Source organism: Acinetobacter sp. AYS6, assembly GCF_025630795.1.
Taxonomy (GTDB): domain Bacteria; phylum Pseudomonadota; class Gammaproteobacteria; order Pseudomonadales; family Moraxellaceae; genus Acinetobacter.
Genome location: NZ_JAOTNV010000012.1, coordinates 1 through 24676 on the forward strand (window position 1 = coordinate 1; position 24676 = coordinate 24676).

The 24676-nt window shown below is 40.3% G+C and carries 23 protein-coding genes and 1 pseudogene; 20 read left to right on the plus strand and 4 right to left on the minus strand.

The window, feature by feature from the left end:
- From OD757_RS17520 to OD757_RS17595, 16 genes and pseudogenes are all read left to right on the plus strand, one after another.
- Positions 1-182 (plus strand): annotated as a pseudogene (locus OD757_RS17520) (3-oxoadipate CoA-transferase); the annotation flags it as partial.
- A gap of 12 nt (positions 183-194) precedes the next feature.
- Entirely contained in the window at positions 195-1406 is a 1212-nt protein-coding gene (gene pcaF / locus OD757_RS17525) for a 3-oxoadipyl-CoA thiolase (protein WP_263032665.1), read from the plus strand.
- Positions 1407-1408: 2 nt separating this feature from the next.
- Complete coding sequence (locus tag OD757_RS17530) at positions 1409-2764, plus strand: 3-carboxy-cis,cis-muconate cycloisomerase (RefSeq protein ID WP_263032666.1); 1356 nt, start codon at positions 1409-1411, stop codon at positions 2762-2764.
- Positions 2761-3546, plus strand: coding sequence for a 3-oxoadipate enol-lactonase (gene pcaD, locus OD757_RS17535; RefSeq protein WP_263032667.1), 786 nt, complete (start codon positions 2761-2763; stop codon positions 3544-3546). The genes OD757_RS17530 and pcaD overlap by 4 nt, the downstream gene beginning before the upstream one ends.
- Before the next feature lie 42 nt (positions 3547-3588).
- Positions 3589-4944: an MFS transporter gene (locus OD757_RS17540; protein ID WP_263032668.1), complete on the plus strand. Its 1356-nt coding sequence runs from the start codon at positions 3589-3591 to the stop codon at positions 4942-4944.
- A gap of 15 nt (positions 4945-4959) precedes the next feature.
- Positions 4960-5373: a 4-carboxymuconolactone decarboxylase gene (gene pcaC, locus OD757_RS17545; RefSeq protein ID WP_005306044.1), complete on the plus strand. Its 414-nt coding sequence runs from the start codon at positions 4960-4962 to the stop codon at positions 5371-5373.
- 10 nt (positions 5374-5383) lie between these two features.
- Positions 5384-6109, plus strand: coding sequence for a protocatechuate 3,4-dioxygenase subunit beta (gene pcaH, locus OD757_RS17550; RefSeq protein WP_016137964.1), 726 nt, complete (start codon positions 5384-5386; stop codon positions 6107-6109).
- 14 nt (positions 6110-6123) lie between these two features.
- Positions 6124-6753 carry a protocatechuate 3,4-dioxygenase subunit alpha gene (gene pcaG, locus OD757_RS17555; RefSeq protein WP_263032669.1) on the plus strand — a complete coding sequence of 210 codons (630 nt, stop codon included), beginning with the start codon at positions 6124-6126 and terminating at the stop codon, positions 6751-6753.
- A gap of 70 nt (positions 6754-6823) precedes the next feature.
- Positions 6824-7651, plus strand: a complete 828-nt coding sequence (gene aroD / locus OD757_RS17560; protein WP_263032779.1) for a type I 3-dehydroquinate dehydratase — start codon at positions 6824-6826, stop codon at positions 7649-7651.
- 19 nt (positions 7652-7670) lie between these two features.
- Positions 7671-9125, plus strand: a complete 1455-nt coding sequence (locus tag OD757_RS17565) for a NosD domain-containing protein (protein WP_263032670.1) — start codon at positions 7671-7673, stop codon at positions 9123-9125.
- 69 nt (positions 9126-9194) lie between these two features.
- Positions 9195-10514 (plus strand): carbohydrate porin, encoded by a 1320-nt coding sequence (locus OD757_RS17570; protein WP_263032671.1) that lies wholly within the window; start codon positions 9195-9197, stop codon positions 10512-10514.
- An 81-nt stretch (positions 10515-10595) separates the two neighbouring features.
- On the plus strand, positions 10596-13025 hold the full coding sequence (locus tag OD757_RS17575; RefSeq protein WP_009392123.1) for a glucose/quinate/shikimate family membrane-bound PQQ-dependent dehydrogenase: 2430 nt from the start codon (positions 10596-10598) through the stop codon (positions 13023-13025).
- A 652-nt stretch (positions 13026-13677) separates the two neighbouring features.
- Positions 13678-14136 (plus strand): DUF6438 domain-containing protein, encoded by a 459-nt coding sequence (locus OD757_RS17580; protein WP_263032780.1) that lies wholly within the window; start codon positions 13678-13680, stop codon positions 14134-14136.
- Positions 14137-14271: 135 nt separating this feature from the next.
- On the plus strand, positions 14272-14685 hold the full coding sequence (locus OD757_RS17585) for a YeeE/YedE family protein (protein WP_111854082.1): 414 nt from the start codon (positions 14272-14274) through the stop codon (positions 14683-14685).
- Positions 14686-14689: 4 nt separating this feature from the next.
- A complete protein-coding gene (locus OD757_RS17590) occupies positions 14690-15103 on the plus strand; it encodes a DUF6691 family protein (RefSeq protein WP_263032672.1) in 414 nt (137 codons plus the stop codon).
- 4 nt (positions 15104-15107) lie between these two features.
- Positions 15108-15974, plus strand: a complete 867-nt coding sequence (locus tag OD757_RS17595; protein ID WP_263032673.1) for an MBL fold metallo-hydrolase — start codon at positions 15108-15110, stop codon at positions 15972-15974.
- Between the two features lie 93 nt (positions 15975-16067).
- On the opposite strand, the gene pcaU is transcribed toward OD757_RS17595, so the two are convergent.
- Both pcaU and OD757_RS17605 read right to left on the minus strand, forming a co-directional pair.
- Positions 16068-16880, minus strand: coding sequence for an IclR family transcriptional regulator PcaU (gene pcaU, locus OD757_RS17600; RefSeq protein ID WP_204389372.1), 813 nt, complete (start codon positions 16878-16880; stop codon positions 16068-16070).
- Positions 16881-16912: 32 nt separating this feature from the next.
- Positions 16913-17842, minus strand: coding sequence for a LysR family transcriptional regulator (locus OD757_RS17605; RefSeq protein ID WP_263032674.1), 930 nt, complete (start codon positions 17840-17842; stop codon positions 16913-16915).
- A gap of 88 nt (positions 17843-17930) precedes the next feature.
- On the opposite strand from OD757_RS17605, the gene OD757_RS17610 reads away from it, so the two are divergent.
- Genes OD757_RS17610 through OD757_RS17625 form a run of 4 tightly spaced genes read left to right on the plus strand, consistent with a single transcriptional unit; the run spans position 17931 to position 21768 of the window.
- Positions 17931-19175, plus strand: coding sequence for an acyl-CoA dehydrogenase family protein (locus OD757_RS17610; protein WP_263032675.1), 1245 nt, complete (start codon positions 17931-17933; stop codon positions 19173-19175).
- A gap of 17 nt (positions 19176-19192) precedes the next feature.
- Complete coding sequence (locus OD757_RS17615; protein ID WP_263032676.1) at positions 19193-20314, plus strand: phosphotransferase family protein; 1122 nt, start codon at positions 19193-19195, stop codon at positions 20312-20314.
- Positions 20311-21009, plus strand: a complete 699-nt coding sequence (locus tag OD757_RS17620; RefSeq protein WP_263032677.1) for a histidine phosphatase family protein — start codon at positions 20311-20313, stop codon at positions 21007-21009. The genes OD757_RS17615 and OD757_RS17620 overlap by 4 nt, the downstream gene beginning before the upstream one ends.
- Positions 21010-21024: 15 nt before the next feature.
- On the plus strand, positions 21025-21768 hold the full coding sequence (locus OD757_RS17625) for an SDR family oxidoreductase (protein ID WP_263032678.1): 744 nt from the start codon (positions 21025-21027) through the stop codon (positions 21766-21768).
- 39 nt (positions 21769-21807) lie between these two features.
- Here the strand turns inward: OD757_RS17625 and OD757_RS17630 are convergent, their stop codons facing one another.
- Positions 21808-23064 carry an OprD family porin gene (locus OD757_RS17630; protein ID WP_263032679.1) on the minus strand — a complete coding sequence of 419 codons (1257 nt, stop codon included), beginning with the start codon at positions 23062-23064 and terminating at the stop codon, positions 21808-21810.
- A gap of 109 nt (positions 23065-23173) precedes the next feature.
- The gene (locus OD757_RS17635; protein WP_263032680.1) at positions 23174-24523 is read right to left on the minus strand and encodes a spinster family MFS transporter; all 1350 of its coding nucleotides are present in this window, start codon (positions 24521-24523) and stop codon (positions 23174-23176) included.
- Positions 24524-24676: the final 153 nt, after the last annotated feature.

Consider the following 24676-nt stretch of genomic DNA (forward strand, 5'->3'; position numbering starts at 1 on the left):
TTGTGGCTGAGCTGAGCTATCCGGTGACGGGTAAACGCTGTGTTGACCGTATTTATACCGATCTTTGTGTGATTGATGTGACTAGCGAAGGTTTAAAAGTAATTGAGAAAGTTGAAGGTCTTAGCTTTGATGAGTTACAGGCTTTGACTGGTGCAACTTTAATTGATGCCACTCAAGGGTAAGGACGTAGGGAAATGACATTAAAAAACGCTTATATCATCGATGCCATTCGTACTCCATTCGGCCGTTATGCCGGTGGCCTTGCACCTGTCCGTGCCGATGACCTTGGCGCTGTGCCGATTAAGGCTCTCATCCAGCGTAACCCAAATGTAGATTGGGAACAGGTCGATGATGTGATCTATGGCTGTGCTAACCAAGCCGGTGAAGATAACCGTAATGTTGGCCGTATGTCAGCTTTACTTGCAGGTTTGCCGTATCAAGTTCCAGCAACCACCATTAACCGTTTGTGTGGTTCATCTCTCGATGCGATTGCCATTGCTGCCCGTGCCATTAAAGCAGGTGAAGCAAATTTGGTGATTGCAGGTGGTGTAGAAAGCATGAGCCGTGCACCTTATGTGATGGGTAAGTCAGACAGTGCTTTTGGCCGTAGCCAGAAGATTGAAGACACCACTATGGGCTGGCGTTTCATTAACCCGAAACTTAAAGAATTGTATGGTGTAGACACCATGCCCCAGACTGCCGAAAACGTCGCTGAACAGTTCAACGTCAATCGTGCAGATCAGGACCAGTTTGCCTTGGTGAGCCAACAACGCACCGCAAGCGCGCAAGCCAAAGGCTTTTTTTCTAAAGAAATCGTGGCAGTTGAAATCCCTCAGCGTAAGGGTGATGCTGTGGTGATTGATACCGATGAGCACCCACGTGCATCGACCACACTTGAAGCTTTAAGCAAACTTAAACCTGTGGTTAAAGCGGATGGCACAGTCACTGCGGGGAATGCTTCAGGTATTAACGATGGTGCAGCAGCTCTACTGATTGCTTCTGATGAGGCAGTTCAAGCTTATAATTTAAAACCCCGTGCCAAGATCATTGCTTCAACAGCTGTGGGTGTAGAGCCACGTATTATGGGTTTTGCTCCGGCACCAGCGATTAAAAAATTACTAAAACAAGCCAATCTGACTTTAGATCAGATGGATGTGATTGAGTTAAATGAAGCTTTTGCTGCACAGGCTTTAGCCGTGACTCGTGATTTAGGCTTACCAGATGATTCTGCCAAGGTAAATCCAAACGGTGGGGCAATTGCTTTGGGTCATCCACTTGGTGCATCAGGTGCACGCTTAGTCACTACAGCCTTAAACCAGCTTGAACAGACAGGTGGACGTTATGCCTTGTGTTCAATGTGTATTGGTGTGGGTCAAGGCATCGCATTGATTATTGAGAGAGTCTAATCATGAGCCAGTTATATGCCAGCTTGTTTTATCAAAAAGACGTCACTGACATCTTTAGTGACTCATCTTTAATCAAATATATGATTCAGGTTGAAGTTGCGCTAGCTCAAGCTCAGGCAAAAGTTGGCGTGATTCCTCAAAATGCGGCTAATACCATTGCCCAAGTAGCTGAGCAGGCAATAGAAAAGTTTGATTTTCCAGCATTGGCTGTGGCAACTGGCTTAGCTGGAAATATCGCAATTCCATTTGTAAAGCAACTGACGGCAATTGTTAAAGATGCTGATGAAGATGCTTCACGTTATGTGCATTGGGGCGCAACGAGTCAGGATATTTTAGACACAGCTTGTATTTTGCAATGCCGCGATGCGTTAAACATTGTGGAAGAACAACTTCAACAGTGCTATGCCACAGCATTACAGCAAGCCAATCAATATCGTCATCAAGTCATGATTGGACGTACATGGTTACAGCAAGCTTTGCCCATTACTTTAGGGCATAAACTTGCTCGTTGGGCTTCTGCATTTAAACGTGATTTAGACCGTATACAGGCTATGAAATCACGTGTACTCACTGCTCAGTTAGGCGGTGCTGTGGGTTCATTAGCTTCTTTGCAAGATCAAGGTTCACTTGTGGTCAGTGCATTTGCTCAGCAGCTGAATCTGACTGTACCGACAAGCACATGGCATGGTGAGCGCGACCGTATTGTAGAAATCGCAAGTGTGCTTGGCATGATTGTCGGGAATACGGGCAAGATGGCACGTGATTGGTCACTCATGATGCAAACTGAAATTGCAGAGTTGTTTGAGCCAACCGCGAAAGGTCGTGGTGGTTCATCAACCATGCCGCATAAGCGTAATCCAGTTGCAGCAGCTTCAGTACTTGCAGCAGCAAATCGTGTACCAGCACTTATGTCTAGTATCTATCAAAGCATGGTGCAGGAACATGAGCGTAGCTTAGGTGCGTGGCATGCAGAATGGTTGGCAGTCCCTGAGATTTTTCAGCTTTGCGCCGGGGCTTTGAGTCGTACTAATGAAGTTTTACAAGGGTTCGAAGTTAATGCTGAGCATATGCAACGAAACCTTGACTGTACCAATGGGCTGATTATGGCGGAAGCTGTAATGATGGCACTTGCTCCAAAAATTGGCCGTTTAAATGCTCATCATTTGGTTGAAACAGCTTGTAAAACAGCAGTGGCACAAAACCAGCATTTATGCGATGTCGTTAGCCAGTTAGATGAAGTAAAAGAACAGTTTAGCCAAACAGAGATACGGGATATTTTTAAACCGGAAAATTATTTAGGCAACATTCAGCAGCAGATTGATGCAGTTTTGCAAGAAGCACAAGGAGAGTCAAAGTGAAACAGACTATTAGCAATCGTCAAGGTAAACAGCTAGCTGTATACAGTGAAGGTGTAAACGATGCTCCTGTGCTTGTGTTTTCTAACTCGTTAGGAACAGACCATGGCATGTGGCAGCCGCAGTTAAATGAGTTAAAAAGTCATTTTAATGTCATTACATATGACACACGTGGTCATGGTGAAAGTGAGGTGATTGGCGACACTTCATTGCAAAATTTAGCGGAAGATGTTGTAGATATTCTAGATGCTTTAAATATTGAAAAAGCTCACTTTTGTGGCATTTCAATGGGCGGAATTACAGGGCTTTGGTTAGGTATCCATTACCCAGAGCGCTTTCTAAGCATTACTGTTGCGAACTCGGCAGCCAAAATTGGACAGGCTGATGCTTGGTTGAGCCGCGCTGAATCTGTAGAGCAAAATGGTCTGGCTGAGTTGGTTAAAACGACACACACCCGTTGGTTTAGCGAAAAATTTGACTATCAACATAATGTTGTTGCACAAACGACCATTCAAAGTCTAGCAAACACACCCGCACAAGGTTATGCCAATGCATGTCGTGCTTTAGCACATGCCGATTTAAGAGATGAAATTGCACAAATCCAAATTCCGGTACTGTTCATTGCAGGAACATACGATCCGGTAACTACAGTAGCAGATGCTGAGTTTATGCAGTGTGCTATCAACAACAGTCAACTTGCGAAAGTAGATGCATCACATCTTTCTAATATCGAGCAACCGCAAAAATTTACTCAGGAATTAACTCGATTTATTCAACAGCTTTAGAAATTTAGCAGTTTAAAAGGAATTGGCCTTAAGGAGGCAAATATGGCGTCTCAGGATTACGCTGCACCAAACAAAAGTATCGATGCTCAAGCACTGATTAATGATGCTCCACTTAGTAAATATCAATGGATGATCGCAATCATCTGTTTCTTAATTATTTTTACTGATGGTATCGATACTGCTGCAATGGGCTTTATCGCTCCGGCTTTGGCTCAAGACTGGGGCGTTGACCGCTCTCAGTTAGGCCCAGTGATGAGTGCTGCACTTGGTGGAATGATTATTGGAGCTTTGGTTTCTGGACCGACAGCTGACCGTTTTGGCCGCAAAATCGTTTTAGCTTTTTCGATGCTCGTATTTGGTGGGTTCACCTTGGCATCTGCTTATGCAACAAATCTGGATAACCTTGTTGTATTACGCTTTTTGACAGGTATTGGTCTTGGCGCAGCTATGCCAAATGCTACCACATTATTCTCTGAATACTGTCCAACACGCATTCGTTCACTGCTCGTGACATGTATGTTCTGTGGCTACAACTTAGGTATGGCAACGGGCGGTTTTATTAGCAGCTGGCTTATTCCGACCTATGGTTGGCATAGCTTATTTTTGCTTGGTGGTTGGTCGCCTTTAATCTTGATGGTTTTAGTAATTTTTGTTTTACCTGAGTCTTACCGCTTTTTAATTGTTAAAGGTAAAGACCCTGAAAAAGTACGCAAAATTTTAAATCATATCGCGCCAACCCAAATTCAAAATGCGACTGCATTTCACGTACCTGAAGAGAAAACTGAAACAGCTCAAAAGAAAAATGTCTTTGGAATTATGTTTTCTAAACCATATGCAAAAGGAACACTTTTACTTTGGTTGACCTATTTCATGGGCTTAGTGGTTGTTTACTTGCTGACAAGCTGGTTACCAACACTCATGCGTGAAACAGGTGCTTCAATGGAGCGTGCTGCATTTATTGGTGGGTTGTTCCAGTTTGGTGGTGTGGTGAGTGCATTGTTTATTGGTTGGGCGATGGACAAATTTAACCCGAACCGAGTCATTGCCATTTTCTATTTTGCCGCTGGTCTATTTGCGATTGCTGTTGGTCAAAGCTTAGGAAACTCAACATTACTTGCTGTATTGGTGCTTTGTGCAGGTATCGCGATTAATGGTGCGCAATCTTCAATGCCAGCTTTAAGTGCACGCTTCTATCCAACGCAGTGCCGTGCAACGGGTGTGTCTTGGATGACGGGTATTGGTCGTTTCGGGGCAGTATTTGGTGCTTGGATTGGTGCTGTACTACTCGGAAATGATTGGTCATTTACTGCCATTCTCAGTTTATTACTAATTCCAGCGACTGCTGCGGCTGTTGCTGTATTTGTTAAATCACTTGTTGCGCATACCGATGCAACTTAATAGAGGTCTATCACAATGAATGATGAACAACGCTATAAACAAGGCATTGAAGTGCGGACTGAAGTTTTGGGTGAAAAGCATGTTGGTCGGTCTTTGCAAAACTTAAATGACTTTAACCAAGATTTTCAAAACTTTATTAGCCGTTATGCATGGGGTGAGGTGTGGTCTCGTCCGGGCTTGCCACGTCATACCCGTAGTTTAGTGACTATCGCAATTTTATTGGCGCTTGGCCGCGAAGATGAACTACGCATGCATTTACGTGCTTGTTTCAACAATGGTGTAACTAAAGAAGATTTAAAAGAGTTGATCTTACATAGCTCACTCTATGCAGGTTTACCTGCTGCAAACGCTGCAATGCATATGGCCGAAGAAGTCTTTAAAGAGTTGGGAATAGAAGTCAACTCAGTTGCAGCGAAAGAACAGGATTAAGGAGATAAAGATGTCACAACATAGCTGGGGTGCTTACGCCCAACGTAATACAGAAGATCATCCACCTGCATATGCGGAAGGTTATAAGACAAGTGTTTTACGTTCGCCAAAAAATGCATTGATTTCTATTAATGAGACTTTAACTGAAGTTACTTCACCGCATTTTTCTTCAAATTTGTTTGGCCCAAAAGATAACGATTTGATTTTGAACTATGCCAAAGATGGTTTACCAATTGGTGAACGTGTCATTGTTCATGGTTATGTCCGAGACCAGTTTGGTCGTCCTGTAAAAAATGCACTTTTAGAAGTATGGCAAGCCAATGCTTCTGGTCGTTATCGCCATCCAAACGATAAATTTATTGGTGCAATGGACCCTAACTTCGGTGGTTGTGGTCGTACATTAACTGACGAAAATGGTTTTTATATCTTCCGTACCATTAAACCAGGTCCATATCCGTGGCGTAACCGTATTAATGAATGGCGTCCAGCTCATATTCACTTCTCTTTAATTGCTGACGGTTGGGCTCAGCGCCTAATTTCACAGTTTTATTTTGAAGGCGATACACTTATTGACACTTGCCCGATTTTAAAAACGATTCCTTCTGAAGATCAACGTCGTGCATTGATTGCACTAGAAGATAAAAACAACTTTATCGAAGCTGATAGCCGTTGTTACCGTTTTGACATCACTTTACGTGGTCGTCGAGCGACTTACTTCGAAAATGATTTGACTTAATCGGGAGCACGAGCATGAATAACTGGAATTTTCAGGAATTAAAAGAAACTCCATCTCAAACAGGTGGTCCTTACGTTCACATTGGTTTATTGCCACAACAAGCAAATATTGAAGTGTTTGAAAACAACTTTAATAACCAGTTAGTACAAGACCAAACCAAAGGCGAGCGTATTCGTCTTGAAGGTCAGGTTTTTGACGGACTAGGTTTACCGCTACGCGATGTGCTGATCGAAATTTGGCAGGCCGATGCGAACGGTATTTACCCAAGTCAGGCAGATACGCGTGAGCAAAAAGCTGATCCTGCATTTCACGGTTGGGGCCGTACGGGAGCTGACTTTGAAACAGGTATCTGGAGCTTTAATACAATTAAGCCGGGTGCAACTGCGGGCCGCAAAGGTTCAACTCAGGCACCGCATATTGCATTAGTTATTTTCGCTCGCGGTATTAACTTGGGGCTTCATACACGTGTTTACTTCGAAGATGAAGCTGAAGCGAACGCAAATGACCCAATTCTAAATAGTATTGAATGGGCTCCACGTCGTCAGACGCTTATTGCAAAACGTTCTGAACAAAATGGCGAAGTTGTTTACCGCTTCGATATACGTATTCAGGGCGATAACGAAACTGTATTTTTTGATATTTAAGAAACACCTAAGGCTACACATGATCGACTATGGATGCGTGTAGCCTTTTTTAAGGATGAATGATATGAACATGAAAACATTATTAAGCTTAAGTTTGCTTGCACTCCCATTTTTTACCGCACAGGTAAATGCTGAACCTGTTGCTTTAGCTACTCAAACACAATCTGCGACTATAGCAGTTAAAACAATTGTTCCAATTACAGCAAAAACCAAAGAACAAGCTTTGGCACAGGCTCAAGTCATTGCAAATACAGCAGATGCCGATTTAGCAGAATTTCGTATCGATTTACTTAGTTTTGCCAGCGATACAAAACAAGTGATTGCGTTGGGCCACGAGTTGAAAAAGATTTTAGGTAATAAGCCAATGATTGCCACAATTCGTACTAAAAACGAAGGTGGACAGCTTGAAATTAGCGATGCAGATTATGGCAAAACTTATCAGGCTTATTTAAAAAATCCATTCATGGACTGGTTAGATGTTGAAATGTTCCGTGATCAAAAAGTAGTTTCAGAAATTGTTCAAAAAGCACATCAAAAGAAAGTGTTAGTTGTCATGTCTAATCATGACTTCCAAAAAACACCAAGCCAAGATGAAATTGAAAAACGCTTGTTAAAACAGGATCAAATGGCGGCAGATATTCTAAAAATTGCCGTAATGCCAAAATCTAAACAAGACGTTTTCACTTTAATGAACGCAACTTTAAAAGTAAGTCAGCAAACCACTAAACCATTGTTAACGATGTCGATGGGACAGCTAGGTACGATTTCTCGTGTTGCGACAGCCAATATGGGCGGAAGTTATAGCTTTGGCATGATTGGTGAGGCTTCTGCACCGGGTCAAATTGATGTGACCAAGCTCAAACAGATTTTAAAAACCGTTCAACCAGCAAACCCGTAAATCATAAGGACATGATGAAATGAATACATTACGTTTAACTACTCTTGCATTAGGTTTGATGGTTTCAGGAGTAGCTGCGGCACAAACTTATGTTGTTGATCACTATCAAGACGATAACAATAAAGGTTCTTTACGCTGGGCAATTGAACAAGCCAATGCAGCCCCAAATGAAGCGAGCGACATTTTGATTCAAGCAGTAGGCAAAGCACCTTATGCAATAAAATTAAACAGCGCGCTTCCTGAAATTAAAGCTCCAGTTAAAATCATCGGTACTCAGTGGGATAAAACTGGTGAATACATCGCAATTGATGGATCAAATTACATTAAAGGCGAAGGTGCAAAAGCTTGTCCTGGTGCAAACCCTGAACAGTACGGAACAAATGTACGTACGATGACTTTACCGGGTTTAGTACTACGTGATGTAAATAATGTCACTTTAAAAGGTTTAGACATTCATCGTTTCTGTATTGGGGTATTGATCAACCGTTCAAGCAATAACCTCATTCAACACAACCGTATTAGTAACAACTATGGTGGCGCGGGTGTCATGTTAACAGGTGATGATGGTCAAGGTAACCCAACCGCGACAACTACCAATAACAATAAGGTTTTAGATAATATTTTCCAAGACAATGGCGATGGTTTAGAGCTAACTCGCGGTGCTGCGTTTAACCTGATTGCAAATAACCATTTTGTTTCGACTAAGGCAAATCCTGAGCCATCACAAGGTATTGAAATTTTGTGGGGTAATGATAATGCGGTAGTCGGTAATAAATTCGAGAACTATTCGGATGGTTTACAGATTAACTGGGGTAAGCGTAATTATATTGCCTACAACGAAATGACCAATAACTCGATTGGTTTTAATATGACTGGCGACGGTAATATCCTTGATAGCAATAGAATTCATGGTAATCGGATTGGGGTGGCTATTCGCTCGGAAAAAGATGCAACTGCAAAAATTACATTGACTAAAAACCAGATTTGGGACAATGGTAAAGATATTAAGCGCTGTGAAGCGGGTGGCTCATGTGTACCAAATCAGCGCTTGGGTGCAGTTGTATTTGGTGTGCCAGCACTTGAGCATGCAGGGTTTGTAGGCTCGCGTGGTGGCGGTGTTGTTGTTGATCCATCGAAACAACAAAAAACATGTACTCAACCAAATGAACAAAACTGTAATGCTCAACCTAATCAGGGCATTAAAGCACCTAAATTAACTGTGAACAAAGGCTCAGTTGCTGCTGAAGTTAATGGTTTACCAAATCAACGCTACCAAGTTGAGTTCTTTGGAAATCAAAATGCGGCATCAAAAGAGGCTGAGCAATATTTAGGAGCTGTTACTGTTGCTACAGATGCCGAAGGCAATGCAAAAGCGAATTGGAAACCGTCTGTAAAAGTTGCCTCAATTACAGCGAATATTACTGATCGCTTTGGTGCGACGTCTGAACTTAGTTCGGCCGTCCAAATTAAATAATAACAATAAGGCAAACGCCTCACACCGAGGCGCAGCATAGAAATATAGAAATGATAAAAGGGACTTGAAATGCCAAATATAATGAAACTGAGTGTTTTAACAATTGTTGTATTAGGTAGCCAGTTTGCTCTTGCCAATGAGCCGTGGTCACAAGATCGTCAATGGTTGCTAGGTGACTGGAATGGTAAACGCCAACAGCTCGAGCAACAGGGCTATAAATTTACAGCTTCTATTATGAGCCAAGCTGCTACAAATTTAGATGGCGGTTATAACGACAGTAATACCTTTGAAAATGCTGCGCAGCTTTCTTTGGGTGCAAACTTCGATTTAGAAAAAATTGCTGGATGGAAAGATACAACAGCGAGTTTAGTCGTGACTAAACGTGATGGCAATGCACTAACTCTCGAGCGTATTAAAGACCCACGTTCTAGCCAATTGGGCAATGCTCAAGAGATTTATGGACGCGGTAAAATCTGGCGTTTATCTCAAGCATGGGTAAAAAAGGGTTTCGCAGATAACACTGTACAAGTCAAATTTGGCCGTATGGGCATGTCAGAAGACTTTAATAGTTCTCAATGTGAGTTTCAGAACTTATTGCTTTGCGGTGGACAGTTAGGAAAATCAATCGGTTCAATTTGGTACAACTCACCAGTCGGTGTGTGGGCGACAAATGTTAAATATCAATTCGCACCTGAGTGGACTTTGGGTGTTGGTGTTTATGAGGTCAATCCAGACAACATTAAAACCGAATCAAATAGTGATGGTTTTAATCTGGATATGAACAACGTGAAGGGAGCAACCATACCAGTTGAGCTCGCATGGAAACCAAAACTTGCTGCTTTTAATGGCTTACCGGGTGAGTATAAAGTAGGTGCACTGTACTCAACCGCAGAAGCGAATGACATTAAAACAGCGGGTAAAGTTCATGACGGAAAGCAAAGTTTTTGGGTTAATGCTCAGCAACAATTGACCCATAAAGGTGAAGACCCTAAACGTGGTCTATATGTAAGTTTGAACGGTGTTGTAAATGATAAAGCAACCACCTTTGTTCAAAGTACACAACAACTTGCACTTTGGTACAAAGGGCCGTTTGATAGCCGCCCAAATGATTCGATTGGTTTTGGTATTGCTAATTATGTGGTCAATGATCGTGCTAAAGATAAGCAGATCGCAACCAACGAAAGTCGTGGATATTATAGCTATGATGCGATTGCGTCTGACTATATTCCAATTCAAGACGATGAGCTAAATGTCGAGTTGAACTATACCTATCAATGGTCTCCGGCTGTCATGTTACGTCCAAACATTCAATATATCCATCAACCTGCTGGTGTAAAAGCGGTTGATGATGCTTGGGTGGCGGGCTTAAGCGTTAAAGTCAATTTTTAACAATGTTGATGGCTGGTTAGACATAGTTTAACTGGCCCAAATGCTTGAACTATTGTGTTCAGTATATGTGGAGTAGGATCTATGTCTGAGTCAGATTCTAAGTTTCATATCTTATTCAAAATATGGTGTTTTCTATTAGGTCTAGTTTTACTGGCTACTGGTGTTTTTTACATCGTAGGCGGTGGAAAGCTAGTTACATTAGGCGGATCTTGGTATTTCCTTATTGCAGGATTATTTATTGCAATTTCCGCAATTAGTATTTTTCGTAAAAAGGCGCTTGGTGTCTGGATTTTTGCGGCTGTTTTTGTTGGCACCGTAATTTGGTCATTTGTTGATGCAGGATGGGAATTTTGGCCGTTATTTTCGCGGTTAATGTTTCCTGCTGGCCTTTTTGCCGCACTGCTATTTACCTTACCTTCAATTCGACGTTACCAATTTCAAACGAGCTTGGCAGCTTCATCCTATGCAGTAGGCGGGTTAGTTGTTGTTGGTATGTTGATTGCGCTCTATCAAATGTTCCAGCCGCATCCAACAGTAGCAAGTTCAGGTGAAAAACTACCTTTAGTACCAGTTGACCCAGCTAAAAAACAGGTGAATTGGGAAAACTATGGAAATGATGCAGGGGGGAGTCGCTTTGTTGCTCTCGACCAAATTAACCGAGATAACGTTCATAAGTTAAAAGAAGCTTGGCGTTTTAGAACAGGCGATTTTACAACGGGTAGTGGTAATGGTGCTGAAGACCAAATGACCCCCCTACAAGTAGGAAATAAAGTCTTTTTATGTACACCACATAACAACATTTTTGCGATAGATGCTGACTCGGGCAAACAGCTCTGGAAAGCTGAAGTAAACTCTAAAGCTGATGCTTGGGAGCGTTGCCGTGGGGTTGCATATTTTGATTCAACGAAGCCACTTGTACAACCGACTTTGGCTGGTGCAAATGCAGTAACCACAGTTGCAACCAATACGGCATGTCCACGTCGTTTATATACCAATACACCTGATGGTCGTTTAATTGCAGTCAATGCAGATAACGGTCAGCGCTGTGCTGATTTTGGTGTAAATGGTACCGTTGATTTGTTAGAAGGTCTTGGTGCTGGAACGAAAGCGCCACGTTTTGAAGTAACTTCTGCACCGACTATTGCTGGAACAACCATTGTGGTGGGGAGTCGTATTGCCGACAACGTAGCTGCAGATATGCCTGGTGGTGTTATCCGTGGTTATGACGTGATTACAGGTAAACTTCGCTGGGCCTTTGATCCACGTAATCCAGATCCTAACTATGTTCTTAAACCGGGTGAAACTTATAAACGTAGTTCGGCAAACTCTTGGGCTGCAATGTCATATGACCCGCAAATGAATACAGTGTTCTTACCTATGGGTAGCTCATCTGTCGATATTTGGGGTGGTAATCGTAATCCGTTAGATCATAAATACAATACTTCTGTTTTAGCACTTGATGCGACAACAGGTAAAGAAAAGTGGGTATATCAAACTGTTCATAACGATTTATGGGACTTTGACTTACCAATGCAACCGAGTTTAGTCGATTTCCCATTAAAAGATGGTACGACTAAACCTGCTGTTGTTATTGGAACCAAATCCGGCCAATTCTTTGTACTTGACCGTGTAACGGGTAAACCGCTTACTAAAGTGATTGAACAACCAGTTAAGCCGGCCAATATTCCGGGTGAACAATATAGTCTGACTCAACCACGATCAGTTGAAATGCCTCAAATAGGTAATCAGACTTTAACTGAATCAGATATGTGGGGTGCAACGCCGTTTGATCAACTCATGTGTCGTATTAACTTCAAGTCAATGCGTTACGAAGGTCTATTTACTGCACCTGGTACTGATGTTTCATTAAGCTTCCCAGGTTCTTTGGGTGGCATGAACTGGGGTAGCATTGCTTTTGATCCGACTCACCGTTATATGTTCGTCAACGATATGCGCCTTGGTTTATGGGTTCAATTAATGGAACAGACTCCTGAAGATATTAAGATTCAGGCGAATGGCGGAGAAAAAGTAAATACAGGTATGGGTGCTGTACCAATGAAAGGTACACCGTATAAAGTGAATAAAAACCGCTTTATGTCGGCTCTAAGTATTCCTTGTCAAAAACCACCGTTTGGTACAATGACCGCGATTGATTTAAAAACACGTCAAGTCGCATGGCAAGTACCACTGGGTACGGTTGAAGACACAGGACCTATGGGCATCAAAATGGGCTTAAAAGCACCGATTGGTATGCCAACTATTGGTGGACCAATGGCAACACAAGGCGGTTTGGTTTTCTTTGCAGCAACTCAAGATTACTACTTACGTGCTTTTGATTCATCTACAGGTAAAGAACTGTGGAAATCACGCATGCCAGTCGGTAGCCAAGGAACTCCAATCAGCTATGTTTCACCAAAAACAGGTAAACAATATGTAGTTGTTACAGCCGGTGGAGCTCGCCAGTCTCCTGATCATGGTGATTATGTAGTCGCTTATAGCTTAGAACAATAATTAAATAAGGCAAAAGAGAGCAATTCTCTTTTGCCTTTATTTTTTAATATATTTTTTATATTAAAGTGTGAGAGTAAATTCTGTTGTTTTAACTAGATAGCTTTACCAAACAGTAAAAAAGTGTTTTAACTCATTGCAAAACCTAAAATATTCTTAAGATTGATAAGGCTTGAACAGCAGATATAGCCGAACTCTTAGATATTTTTTCACAATGTTTTACCTATAAATAAAACTAGTTTGTTTATTAAGTTTTGTTTAACTTAAGGTTGTGAATTTTAATTAGAAATAAACATTATTGTCTTTTTAGTCTTCAAAAGTAGGATTTTTTTGCTGGAAAAACAGGCGTAAATATATATTTATATTATATTTATATAATTTATTGCATTACGCTAGAATGGTTGTCGCAGGTTATTACTTCCCAGTAATAATTTGTATTTCAGGAATTTAAGCTTTTATTGGCTTAAGGCTCATCGCAAGATGGGCCTTTTTTTATGCGATTCAAATTATGATATAAGATTATTAAATAAATAGCCTAAGCATAGGGTTTTGTGAATTAATGAAAACAATCACAAAAAATAGTCTTTAATGACAAGAAGTCTATGATTTGATAAATTAAAGCCACTTGATAATAATAGGTGATACGATGAGATTTTTGGTTCTTGCAACTTTATCTGGTTTAGCTTTGATGGGTTGTGCTTCTGTTCAGCAGGCACCGAATACACAAGAAACTATTCGTTATGCTTCTAGCCCATGCTTTGGTGCATGTCCAATTTATTCTGTAGAAGTAACACCTACGGGTTTAATTCGTTTTGAAGGCAAGCAATATACTAAAGCTATCGGTGTTAAAGAAATTCAAGGCAGCGTAAAAGACTATAAAAAACTTGCAGATGATCTAAAAGCTTATCGTCCTGAAACAGGTATACAAGCAAAAACTGGGGGTTGTCAGCAAACAGCAACTGATATGTCTAGCTATTACATTACTTGGATTCAACCAAATGGCACGGAAACGAAATTAAGCCATTACACAGGTTGTATGTCTCCTGCAAATAATAGATTGAATAAAGTCATGGAAAAACTGCCTGAACAATTAGGCATTAAAGATCTAATTTAATGACAAAAGCCCCAAAACCTTGGGGCTTTTTCTTGTTAAGAAGAATTATAAACTCAAAAGTTTTATATTAAGTATTACTAAAAGAATCAGCGTATAATACAGATTATAAAAACATATATTGTTAAGAGTGGTGATATGTCAAATATTGTCTATGCCTTTTTGGGTGGTTTATTACTGGGCATCGCAACAGTTGGATATTTATATATAAATGGCCGTATAGCCGGAATTAGTGGATTGCTTGCTCAAATTATTAATCCTACTAAAGATACTTTTAAAAGTTCTGCATTCTGGTTCATTGCAGGACTCGTGATTACGCCTTTCATATATGGCTATTTTTATCAGCCTGAAATTGAAATTAAAGCCAATACATTTGCACTTATTTTAGCAGGTGTACTCGTTGGCTTTGGAACACGACTAGGCTCTGGCTGTACAAGTGGTCATGGCATTTGTGGAATGAGCAGGCTATCAAAACGCTCGATGATAGCGACAGCAGTTTTTATGTTTGCTGGTATGTTAACGGTTTATATCATTCGTCATGTGTTGGGATAGTCCTATGAAAAACATTTTTGCTTTTATATTTGGTGGTTTGTTTTCATTAGGTTTAATGATTTCGGGCATGTCTAATCCCGAAAAGGTATTAGGTTTTTTAGATATCTTTGGGCAGTGGGATATTAGCTTAATGTTTGTGATGTTAGGCGCGATTGCTGTGGCATTTATTCCATTTCAAAAGGCTATAAAAAACCCTCAAACACTTTTTAATGAGCAAATTCAATTACCAACAAATACACAGATTGACCAAAGGTTAATTGTGGGTGCTTTTATTTTCGGTATAGGCTGGGGAATAGCAGGGATATGTCCAGCGCCCGCTTTAACTCTTATTGGATTAGGACATTTTGAAGCGCTCTATTTTATTGTCGCAATGCTATTAGGAATGTTGATTTACCGAATTTTAAATAAAGGAAATTAAACTTATGCAACAACCTCTAGTAAAAGATTTTTTTGATGAAAATACCAATACTTTTAGCTATGTTGTTGCAGATTTAGCGACTCGTCAATGCGCTATTATTGATAGTGTGCTTGATTACGACGCAGCTTCAGCCACTACAAAAACAACCAATGCTGATCTGATTATCGATTATGTCTTGGCTCAGAAGTTTAAAGTGCAATGGATTTTAGAAACCCATGTACATGCTGACCATATGACCGCTGCCCAATATTTAAAATCTAAATTGGGCGGTACAGTTGCAATTAGTAAAAAAATCTCGGTAGTACAAGAAACATTTTCCGCTATCTATAATTTTGATTTTAATAAATTTAATGAAAATCAGCCTTTTGATTATTTGTTTGAAGATCATGAACATTTTAAAATAGGGGAGATAGAAGCCTATAACATTCCTACACCAGGGCATACACCTGCTTGCTTAAGCTATGTGATTGGTGATGCTGTTTTTGTCGGGGATACTTTATTTATGCCTGATTATGGTTCAGCCAGATGCGATTTTCCTAAAGGAAGTGCGGCGGCACTTTATGATTCGGTACAAAAGCTTTATACACTGCCTGACAACATGCGCATGTTCTTATGCCATGACTATAAGCCTGAAGGCCGTGATGAATATATCTGTCAAACAGACATAAAAACTCAAAAGCAAAGCAATATTCATTTAAATCGACGCGTTTCCAAGAACTCATTCATAAAAATGCGCCAAGAACGAGACGCAACTTTGGCAATGCCAAAATTAATTCTGCCTTCAATTCAAATTAACATGAATGGTGGAAATTTTTCGGAACCTGAGTCGAATGGCATTCGTTATTTAAAAATCCCTTTCAATTACTTTTAGAAATAGCCTAAGCAGTTATTCCTAGCATTTTTAACCATATAAATAGCCTAAGCAAATAATAAAATTATCTCATAAAAATAGCCTAAGCAAGATTTAAAGAACTTGTCTCAAATCCCGCGAAGTCTCTTGCAATAATGGCAAAATGTGTTGAATTAAATATTCTTCAGTTGTTCTCATGGTGGGAGAAACAATGTTTAAAGCTGCAACAACTTTAAAGTCTTGTCCATAAATGGGTACGGCGAGCGCATGAACACCTAATTCGTGTTCTTCACGTGAATAACACCAGTCTTGTTCTCGAATCTCTTGTAGTAACTCTAAAAACTTATCATTTTCGACATGCGTATATTTAGTTAAACGTTGGAGTGGATACTTTTGAAGCCAGTCCAATTGTTCTTCATGACTTAAATGGGCAAGTAAAATTTTACCCGCAGATGTCGCATGAGCAGGTAAGCGGTTACCCAAGTGTAAGCCGTATGGATTTACACGGTCAGTTTGTTGGTGTGCGGCACTACGGGCAATGGTAATGGCTTCATAACCATCAAGCACCATCACTGAATAAATAAGAGAGGTTTGGTTGGTTAACAGATTTAATAAAGGTTGAGATACTTTTGGAAGCTGAGCTGCACCTAAATAAGCCCCTGAAAACTTCAAAACTTTGGGAGTTAAATAATAATAGTGGCCATCCGATTCAAGATAGCCTAAATATTCTAAAGTTAATAAATGACGTCTCGCTGCTGCTCGGGTAAGTCCAGTTTTTTCAGCCGCCATAGAAATGTTTAAACGATGTTGATTACTGCTAAAGCTATCTAAAATTGACATGCCTTTACCAATACCAGCAATGTAATCTTCATGACGAATCGTTTTTTTGTTGTCCTGATTCTGGATTATCCGTTCATCTTTACTCATTACTGGTCCTTGTATGATAGAAGCTTAGTAGATCAATTGGCTTTACTGAAAAGTTTAGTAATTTCATGTCGCAAAAATTGATGTCTTAAATTATCCCTTAAATCTTCGTGCCAAAACATACCCATTTTAATATTGGTTATCTCAAAAGGCAGAGAATGTAAGTGAATTGAAGAACTATAAGATAAATGCTGCAAAATCATACGAGGCATGGTGAGTATTGCATTAGGTTGAGCATCTAACACCTGTAACGCCGTTGAGTAGTTTTGACAGCGCATAAATACGTTTCTTGAAATTTTTTGGTGTTGGTTTAAATAAATATCTTCAAGTAAAGCCCCCGTACGGCGTGATGAAACACCAATGTGTCGTCCATTGATATAACTCGATAAATCGACTTCTTTAAGTTGACTACAAATGACGAACTCATCTGTTACCAGATGGTCAAAGGTAATTTTGGAAGATAAGTACTGTTCTAGGTCAATCACGAAATCGAGCTGCTGCGTCGCCAAGTCAGCCATAATATGTTTTCGATCTAGCTTCATACTGACAAATTGCAGATCTAAATTAAGGTTCTGAAAATGTTGAGCAAGCCGTGGAAGAATAATCGGCTCAATTTCATCATGCACGGCGATTTTTAAATTCTTTAAACTGGTTGGGTCAAAGACATGCTTTTGCTGACTAATATTTTGAATCGTTAAAAGAGCTTGCTTCACAGTTGGATAAATCTGCTCTGCAAAAGGAGTTGCAGACATTTTATTGCCTACTCGTACAAACACGTCATCTTCAAGTTGCTGCCTTAACCGTTGTAAAGCATGACTTGCTGCCGACTGGGTAATATTAAGACTACTTGCAGCATTTGAAATGCTTTTTTGCTCATAAATCGCGATAAAAAGTGGATATAAATTGATATCAATTCGATGAAAAAAATTTAGGTCTAGACCATGTAGGCTATGAATATTATTCATGAGGCGTTATTTAATAAAATCATTTCATTCATATTAAGTTTCAAGTTATGTTGATGTAAAGACAAGATAATGATGTAAAGGAAAAAGAATGTTTGAACTCTCAAAAAAGGCTCAAGATTTTGTTGAGCGAACCAGAAAATTTATTCAAGAAGAAATAGAACCAGTCGAAACAAAATTTTGGGAAGAAGTGCATGAGTTAAATCCAGATGGAAACTGGAGAAAGTGGCAGTGGCCCGAGCTTTTAGAAACTCTGAAATCTAAAGCTAAACAAGCTGGCCTTTGGAATATGTTTTTACCCGATGAAAAGCTCGGTGCTGGGTTAACAGTTCAACAATATGCCCACATTGCCGAACTGACTGGTCGTAGTTTATTGGCACCTACGGTTTTTAACTGTAATGCACCTGATACGGGAAATATGGAATTGTTATGGCGCTATGGCAGTGAGCAACAAAAACAGCAATGGTTACAGCCTTTATTGGACGGAAAAATTCGCTCGGTTTTTTGTATGACTGAACCCGACGTTGCTTCAAGTGATGCAACGAATATGCAAGCGACTGCGCTCATTGATGGTAATGAAATTGTTTTAAATGGCAAAAAGTGGTGGTCGTCTGGCTTAGGGGACCCGAATGCTAAAGTCATTATTTTTATGGCACATACCCCAGATGAAACTAAAGACCGCCATCATCAACACTCTATGGTTTTAGTACCGATTGATATGGCAGGTGTTGAAATTCAGCGGATGTTACCAGTGTTTGGTGACTACGATGCACCGCATGGACACGGTGAAGTTCATTTTAATAATGTTCGAGTGCCTCTTGATAACTTTATTGGTGGTGCAGGTCAAGGCTTTGAAATTGCACAAGGGCGTTTAGGACCAGGGCGTATTCACCATTGCATGCGCTGTATCGGGGCTGCTGAAAAAGCGCTAGAACTCATGATCGATCGCGGCATGTCTAGAACGGCGTTTGGAAAAGAAATTTTAAAACTCGGTGGAAATCTCGAACGCGTAGCTGATGCACGGGTAGCCATAGATCAAGCTAGACTTTTAACCTTGTATGCTGCTTATAAAATGGATACTTTAGGAAATATGGCTGCTTTAACAGAAATATCTGCAATTAAAGTAGTGGCTCCGAGTGTTTTAGAAAAAGTAGTCGATATGGCGATTCAGCTATATGGCGGTGCGGGCCTTTCAAGAGACACACCATTAACAGGTTTCTTTGCTCAGGCACGCAGTTTACGTTTAGCTGATGGTCCAGATGAAGTACATAAAGGCATGATTGCCAAATTAGAGTTGGCCAAACGTGGTTATTTCGGTCGTCATAAGAAAGTATAAGTTTAAAGGAAATAAAGATGTCGGTAATTGATGTAGGCGGTGAAGTACGTGAAGGTGAAGAACTTGATATTGGGGCAGTTGAAAACTGGTTAAAAAACCAAGGTGTTGAGTTGGTTGGCCCAGCAGTCGTTACTCAATATACAGGTGGGGCGTCGAATTGGACTTATCGTTTAAAGTATGAAAATACCGATTTAATTTTACGTCGTCCTCCAAAAGGAACAAAAGCGAAGTCGGCCCACGATATGGCCCGTGAATATATGGTGCAGAAAAATCTGGCGCCTTATTATCCAGTGCTTCCTAAAATGGTGGCACTTTGTCAGGATGAATCGGTCATTGGCTGTGATTTTTATGTCATGGAACGCATTGAAGGTATTATTCCTCGTGCAAAATTACCGCCTGAACTTGGCTTTAATGAAGAAGATGTTCATGAGCTTTGTGTAAATGTTGTTGATAAGCTCATTGAGCTACACCAAGTTCCTTATGAGAACACGCCTTTAGCTGAACTAGGCAAAGGTGCGGGATATTGCCGCAGACAAGTTGAAGGTTGGGATAAGCGTTATGAAAAAGTCCGCACAATCAACGTTCCTTCATTTAAATATGTCCGAAAATGGCTGAACGATAATATCCCTCAAGACTCTACCACTTGTATTATTCATAACGATTGGCGATTTGATAATGTGATTTTAGATCCAGAGCATCCAACCGAAGTGATTGGCGTGCTGGATTGGGAAATGGCAACCTTGGGTGATCCATTAATGGACTTGGGCAGTGCTTTGGCCTATTGGGTTGAGCCTACGGATAACATGATTTTTAGATCGACCCGCCGTCAGCCGACTCACTTAAAGGGAATGTTCTCTCGAAAAGAAGTCGTTGAATATTATTTGCAAAAAACAGGACTGAAACCTGAAAACTGGACTTTTTACGAAGTCTTCGGTGTATTCCGATTAGCAGTGATTGCCCAGCAAATCTATTACCGTTATTACCACAAGCAAACCCGAAATCCTGCATTTAAAGATTTCTGGATTGTCATTCATGCCCTACATGTGCGAGCTTTAAAACTTATCGCACAGCAAAAATTGCAAGAATCAGAATTTGCTCAGCAATCTATACAGAAAATACAGGGTATTTTAAGAAGATGACCACAATTTATCTGGTAAGACACGGACAGGCCTCGTTTGGTAAAAGTAACTATGATGAACTGTCTGAAAATGGTGAAGCTCAGGCGACTTTGCTAGGTCGTTATTTTAAGCAAATATTGAAAGAACAGCCGTATGTTGTTGCAGGAACTATGCAACGCCATGAGCAAACTGCAAAGCTCGCACTCAATGAATGTTTTCCAGATGCAGTAATTCATCATAATAATTTATGGAATGAGTTTAACCATCAACAGGTTTTTGCACGCTATGAACCACGTTTTGAACAACCTGAACTGTTAAAAGCTGACGTAGCACAGGAACAGAACCCACGTGCATATCTTGCCAAAATATTCGAAGGTGCCATTGGACGATGGACAGATGGCGATTTTCATCATGAATATGATGAGTCATGGCCGCACTTTAAAGAAAGAGTCGAATCGGCGCTACAGCAACTTTGTGATGAGTTAGCGAAAACCAAACCTCGCTATGCAGTCGTTTTTACCTCAGGTGGTGTGATTTCTGTAGCAATTGGAAAATTGCTTGAACTGAGTCCCAATCGAACTTTTGCGTTGAATTGGGCAATTGCGAATACAAGCCTCACGACTTTGCGTTTGGTTGGAAATGAAGCTCAGGTTTTAAGTTTAAATGAACATCATTTTATAAAAGCTGAGCGGCCAGATTTACTGACATGGATTTAAAATAAGGATAAAAGCATGGCAAAAACAATTTTAATTACAGGTGCAAGTTCTGGTTTGGGCGCGGGCATGGCGCATGAATTTGCAGCCAAAGGTTATAACTTAGCGATTTGTGCACGCCGTTTAGACAGATTAGAGACTTTAAAAACTGAACTTGAAAATGAGTATGGTATTAAAGTCATTGCAAAAAGTCTGGACGTTACCAATTACGATCAAGTTTTTGAAGTATTTCGCGCCTTTAAACAAGAATTTGGTTCTTTAGACCGAATTATTGTAAATGCCGGAGTCGGAAATGGCCGCCGTATTGGTAAAGGTAATTTTGAAATTAACAAAGCTACTGCTGAAACGAACTTTATTTCTGCTTTAGCGCAGTGTGAAGCTGCGGTTGAAATTTTTAGAGAGCAAAACGCTGGTCATTTGGTGGTGATGTCATCCATGAGTGCGATGCGCGGATTACCAAAGCATTTATCGACCTATGCGGCAAGTAAAGCCGCGGTTGCTCATTTGGCTGAAGGTATTCGTGCTGAATTACTGGATACCCCAATTAAAGTCTCCACCATTTTCCCGGGCTACATCCGAACTGAAATGAATGAAGGTGCTAAACATTTACCTTTTGAAGTCGACACCAAAGCAGGGTGTAAAGCTTTAGTAAAAGCGATCGAAAAACAACCTGTAAAAGCTTATGTACCGCAGTGGCCGTGGTTACCAATGAGTATTGCCATGAAGGTCTTGCCTTTAAGGTTAGTCAATAAATTAGGCTAAAAAAATACCCCCTAAATTTTAGGGGGTTATTTTTGATAATTAAAACTTTTTGGTGTAATTCACAAATAAACGGTCTTCACCAAAGTCATTGCCATGTTTAACGTTGTAATCAATGCGAATATATTGCAGAGCAACGCCTTTTAAGAAGGGCTGCTGAAACGCATAGTTTAAAATCACATTCGACTCAGTCTCGTGGTTTTTTTCACCATTTGCTGCTTTAAAGTCATGGCCGTAAACATATTTCACCATTGCATTTAAGCCCGGAACGTAATCTTTAAAGTCGTAGCCGTACATGACATGGTAAGACTTTTCATCTTCTTTAAAGAAACCAGTAGCATTCCAGTTAATGAAATAGGTCTCTGGTAAGAATCCATCTGGTAGTGGGTAGGCTGACTCACCGATAATCTGTTGATAACCCAAACCAAAGGTATGGTTCTTTACTTTAAGTGTTTCTAGCACTCCAATGTTTTGCGCATCGATATCAAAAGTGTTGCCATCATCTTTTGCATTGAAGTATTTAAACTTAGACGTTAAGGCAAACGTTGGCTGCTTCCACGTGTGTTCTAGCCCAACATAGTGTTTGTTGTAGAGGTCTTCCAAATTACCAAAGTAATATTCGCCCTTGAGTGACGGCGTAAATTGATAACGTAAGTCAATATAATTCAAACCATCAGATTCTTTGGTGATTCCATTTGCGGTGAACGAAAACTTTTTAAAGTCTTCTTCATTTCGTGGAGACACTTTTTCCACTCGGCCAATTTCAGCATAAAGCTGATCTGAAAGTTGTGACTTTAAGTTGGTTCCCCAATACGAGGTGAGTAACTGGCGGCTAGCATCGACAGCCGTTACAGGTAAATCTAGCCAGAGTTCACCGACACTTAAAAGGGTTTTGTCATAGCCCAGCTTTAAAGTCGCGCCGTATTTTAAATAGTCTGATGCTTGTGACTGGGTTTCTTTATTAAAAGGCAAAACCGTGTCTGCGACGTGTTTGTCTGAACTTAAACGCACGGCGTATTGAACAGAAGCATCAGCCCCAATCGTAATCGGCTTATCTGCTATGACTAATGGAGTGTCATGCATTTTTGATTTATAAAATAAAGATGCTGCCTGAGACCAACTGCCAGTATCTTTGAGTGCGTCATTATCATAGTCGCGGTTGATATAAGCATTTTTTAAAGTGAATTTCCATTCATCTTCAGTTTGCTGGTTTGGATTTGCGGCCCATGAGTTGCTGCACATCAGTAATAAAGTGGCAACGGCTAAAGTGTGTGGTTTAAAACGGTGAAATAATTCCATAATCCATTTCCCAGATGTATGCCAGTCCTCGGCACTACGTAATTTTGAATATGTCGGTACTCTCTAAGCGTTTAGTTAGAGAGTACATTTTTGCAATTGGTGAGATCTATTAATTTAATTTTTCAAGCTTCATACTTTCACTAAAGAATTTGCAGCCTTTAAAAAGTAGAATTAGAGCCAGTACACACGACAGACCACCTACAATAGATAGAGAAGAACCCACCATTAACGGACTACCAAAAACTTTATCTGTGATAATGGCCACCAATGTTGTACCAATACCGAGTCCAATTAAGTTACTCACCAAAAGGAAGAGGGCAGAAAGGCGTGCTCTAAATTGGTTTGGGGCTAACATTTGTAAAGCAGTTGCTGAAATCACTAAAGGGAAAGATGCAAAGAACATTGCAGGAATCAGTAAGCTGACTGAAAGCCATAACTGATCTGTTTGAGTAAAAAATGCAATTGGAATAATCAGGCCAACAATTCCAATCACACCTGTGAACATCGGTGCATCTTGACGACCTTTTTTTATAAACCAGTCGTTTAGCCAACCTGCACAAAACACCCCTAATGTATTTGCAATTAACAGAATTGTGCCGAGCATATAACCTGTTTCAGTTGGCGCAAGTTGAAACTTTCGAATATAAAATGCAGGTGTCCAGCTAGTCAGGCTATATAGCGCCATTGCATAAAAGGTAAAACCTAAATAATGACAAGCAAAAGTTTTGGAATGTTTTTTAATAAACTGAAGACATTGTGAGAATTTAACTTGGTCAACTTGTCCATTTTGGTTGAGCTGTTGTCCTTTACGTGCAGGGTCTTTAACGGTCAGAATAAATAGCAAACCAATAATGATGCCGGGTAAACCGACTACAAAAAAGGCAATTTGCCATGCTTTAAGTGCACCTAATAGAGGAACTTGAATTAATGTCACACCTTTAAGCAAGTTAATGACATAACCGCCCACTAAAAAGGCAATACCACCACCTAAAAAAGCGCCAATTGAATAAATCCCGACAGCACGACCTAGTTTGTCCTTACTAAACATGTCGCTAAACATCGAGTAAGCGGCTGGAGATAAAGCAGCTTCACCTACACCGACCGCCATACGGCTCAAGAACAGTTGAATAAAGTTTTTACTTAAACCACAAGTTGCTGTTGCTAGGCTCCAAACAATAATCCCGATTGAAATCAGTTTTGGTCGTGAAAAACGATCGGCAATATAAGCGAGAGGTAAACCCATTACGGCGTAAAAAAGTGAAAAGGCGAGGCCATGTAACAAGCTAAATTGGGTATCTGAAAGTTGAAGATCGGCTTTAATGGGCTCGATCATAAGTGCCAGAATCTGACGATCAATGAATGAAAATATATATGCCAACATACAAAGTGTGACGACATACCATGCATACGCATTGCTTTTCTTTTGTGTCCTTTCAACAGCGATATTACTTTGGTTCATACACTTAATCCTTATGTATAAAACGCTTTAAAAAATTGATATCCAGTTTTTATTGTTCCTCAGAAGTTTTCGATATTTCCCCCTTCAAACTGAATAATAAATAGACTGGAAATGAGTAGTTTGGCCTTGTCCAGACCTGAAAAAGAGTGTCTA

Coding starts and splice junctions, on each gene's coding strand:
- OD757_RS17530 (WP_263032666.1), top strand. CDS start 1,409: ATGAGCCAGTTATATGCCAGCTTGTTTTATCAAAAAGACGTCACTGAC.
- pcaC (WP_005306044.1), top strand. CDS start 4,960: ATGAATGATGAACAACGCTATAAACAAGGCATTGAAGTGCGGACTGAA.
- OD757_RS17605 (WP_263032674.1), bottom strand. CDS start 17,842: ATGAATAATATTCATAGCCTACATGGTCTAGACCTAAATTTTTTTCAT.
- OD757_RS17595 (WP_263032673.1), top strand. CDS start 15,108: ATGCAACAACCTCTAGTAAAAGATTTTTTTGATGAAAATACCAATACT.
- OD757_RS17575 (WP_009392123.1), top strand. CDS start 10,596: ATGTCTGAGTCAGATTCTAAGTTTCATATCTTATTCAAAATATGGTGT.
- OD757_RS17635 (WP_263032680.1), bottom strand. CDS start 24,523: ATGAACCAAAGTAATATCGCTGTTGAAAGGACACAAAAGAAAAGCAAT.
- OD757_RS17565 (WP_263032670.1), top strand. CDS start 7,671: ATGAATACATTACGTTTAACTACTCTTGCATTAGGTTTGATGGTTTCA.
- aroD (WP_263032779.1), top strand. CDS start 6,824: ATGAAAACATTATTAAGCTTAAGTTTGCTTGCACTCCCATTTTTTACC.
- OD757_RS17625 (WP_263032678.1), top strand. CDS start 21,025: ATGGCAAAAACAATTTTAATTACAGGTGCAAGTTCTGGTTTGGGCGCG.
- OD757_RS17590 (WP_263032672.1), top strand. CDS start 14,690: ATGAAAAACATTTTTGCTTTTATATTTGGTGGTTTGTTTTCATTAGGT.
- OD757_RS17630 (WP_263032679.1), bottom strand. CDS start 23,064: ATGGAATTATTTCACCGTTTTAAACCACACACTTTAGCCGTTGCCACT.
- pcaF (WP_263032665.1), top strand. CDS start 195: ATGACATTAAAAAACGCTTATATCATCGATGCCATTCGTACTCCATTC.
- pcaU (WP_204389372.1), bottom strand. CDS start 16,880: ATGAGTAAAGATGAACGGATAATCCAGAATCAGGACAACAAAAAAACG.
- OD757_RS17620 (WP_263032677.1), top strand. CDS start 20,311: ATGACCACAATTTATCTGGTAAGACACGGACAGGCCTCGTTTGGTAAA.
- OD757_RS17540 (WP_263032668.1), top strand. CDS start 3,589: ATGGCGTCTCAGGATTACGCTGCACCAAACAAAAGTATCGATGCTCAA.
- OD757_RS17610 (WP_263032675.1), top strand. CDS start 17,931: ATGTTTGAACTCTCAAAAAAGGCTCAAGATTTTGTTGAGCGAACCAGA.
- OD757_RS17615 (WP_263032676.1), top strand. CDS start 19,193: ATGTCGGTAATTGATGTAGGCGGTGAAGTACGTGAAGGTGAAGAACTT.
- OD757_RS17570 (WP_263032671.1), top strand. CDS start 9,195: ATGCCAAATATAATGAAACTGAGTGTTTTAACAATTGTTGTATTAGGT.
- pcaH (WP_016137964.1), top strand. CDS start 5,384: ATGTCACAACATAGCTGGGGTGCTTACGCCCAACGTAATACAGAAGAT.
- OD757_RS17585 (WP_111854082.1), top strand. CDS start 14,272: ATGTCAAATATTGTCTATGCCTTTTTGGGTGGTTTATTACTGGGCATC.
- pcaG (WP_263032669.1), top strand. CDS start 6,124: ATGAATAACTGGAATTTTCAGGAATTAAAAGAAACTCCATCTCAAACA.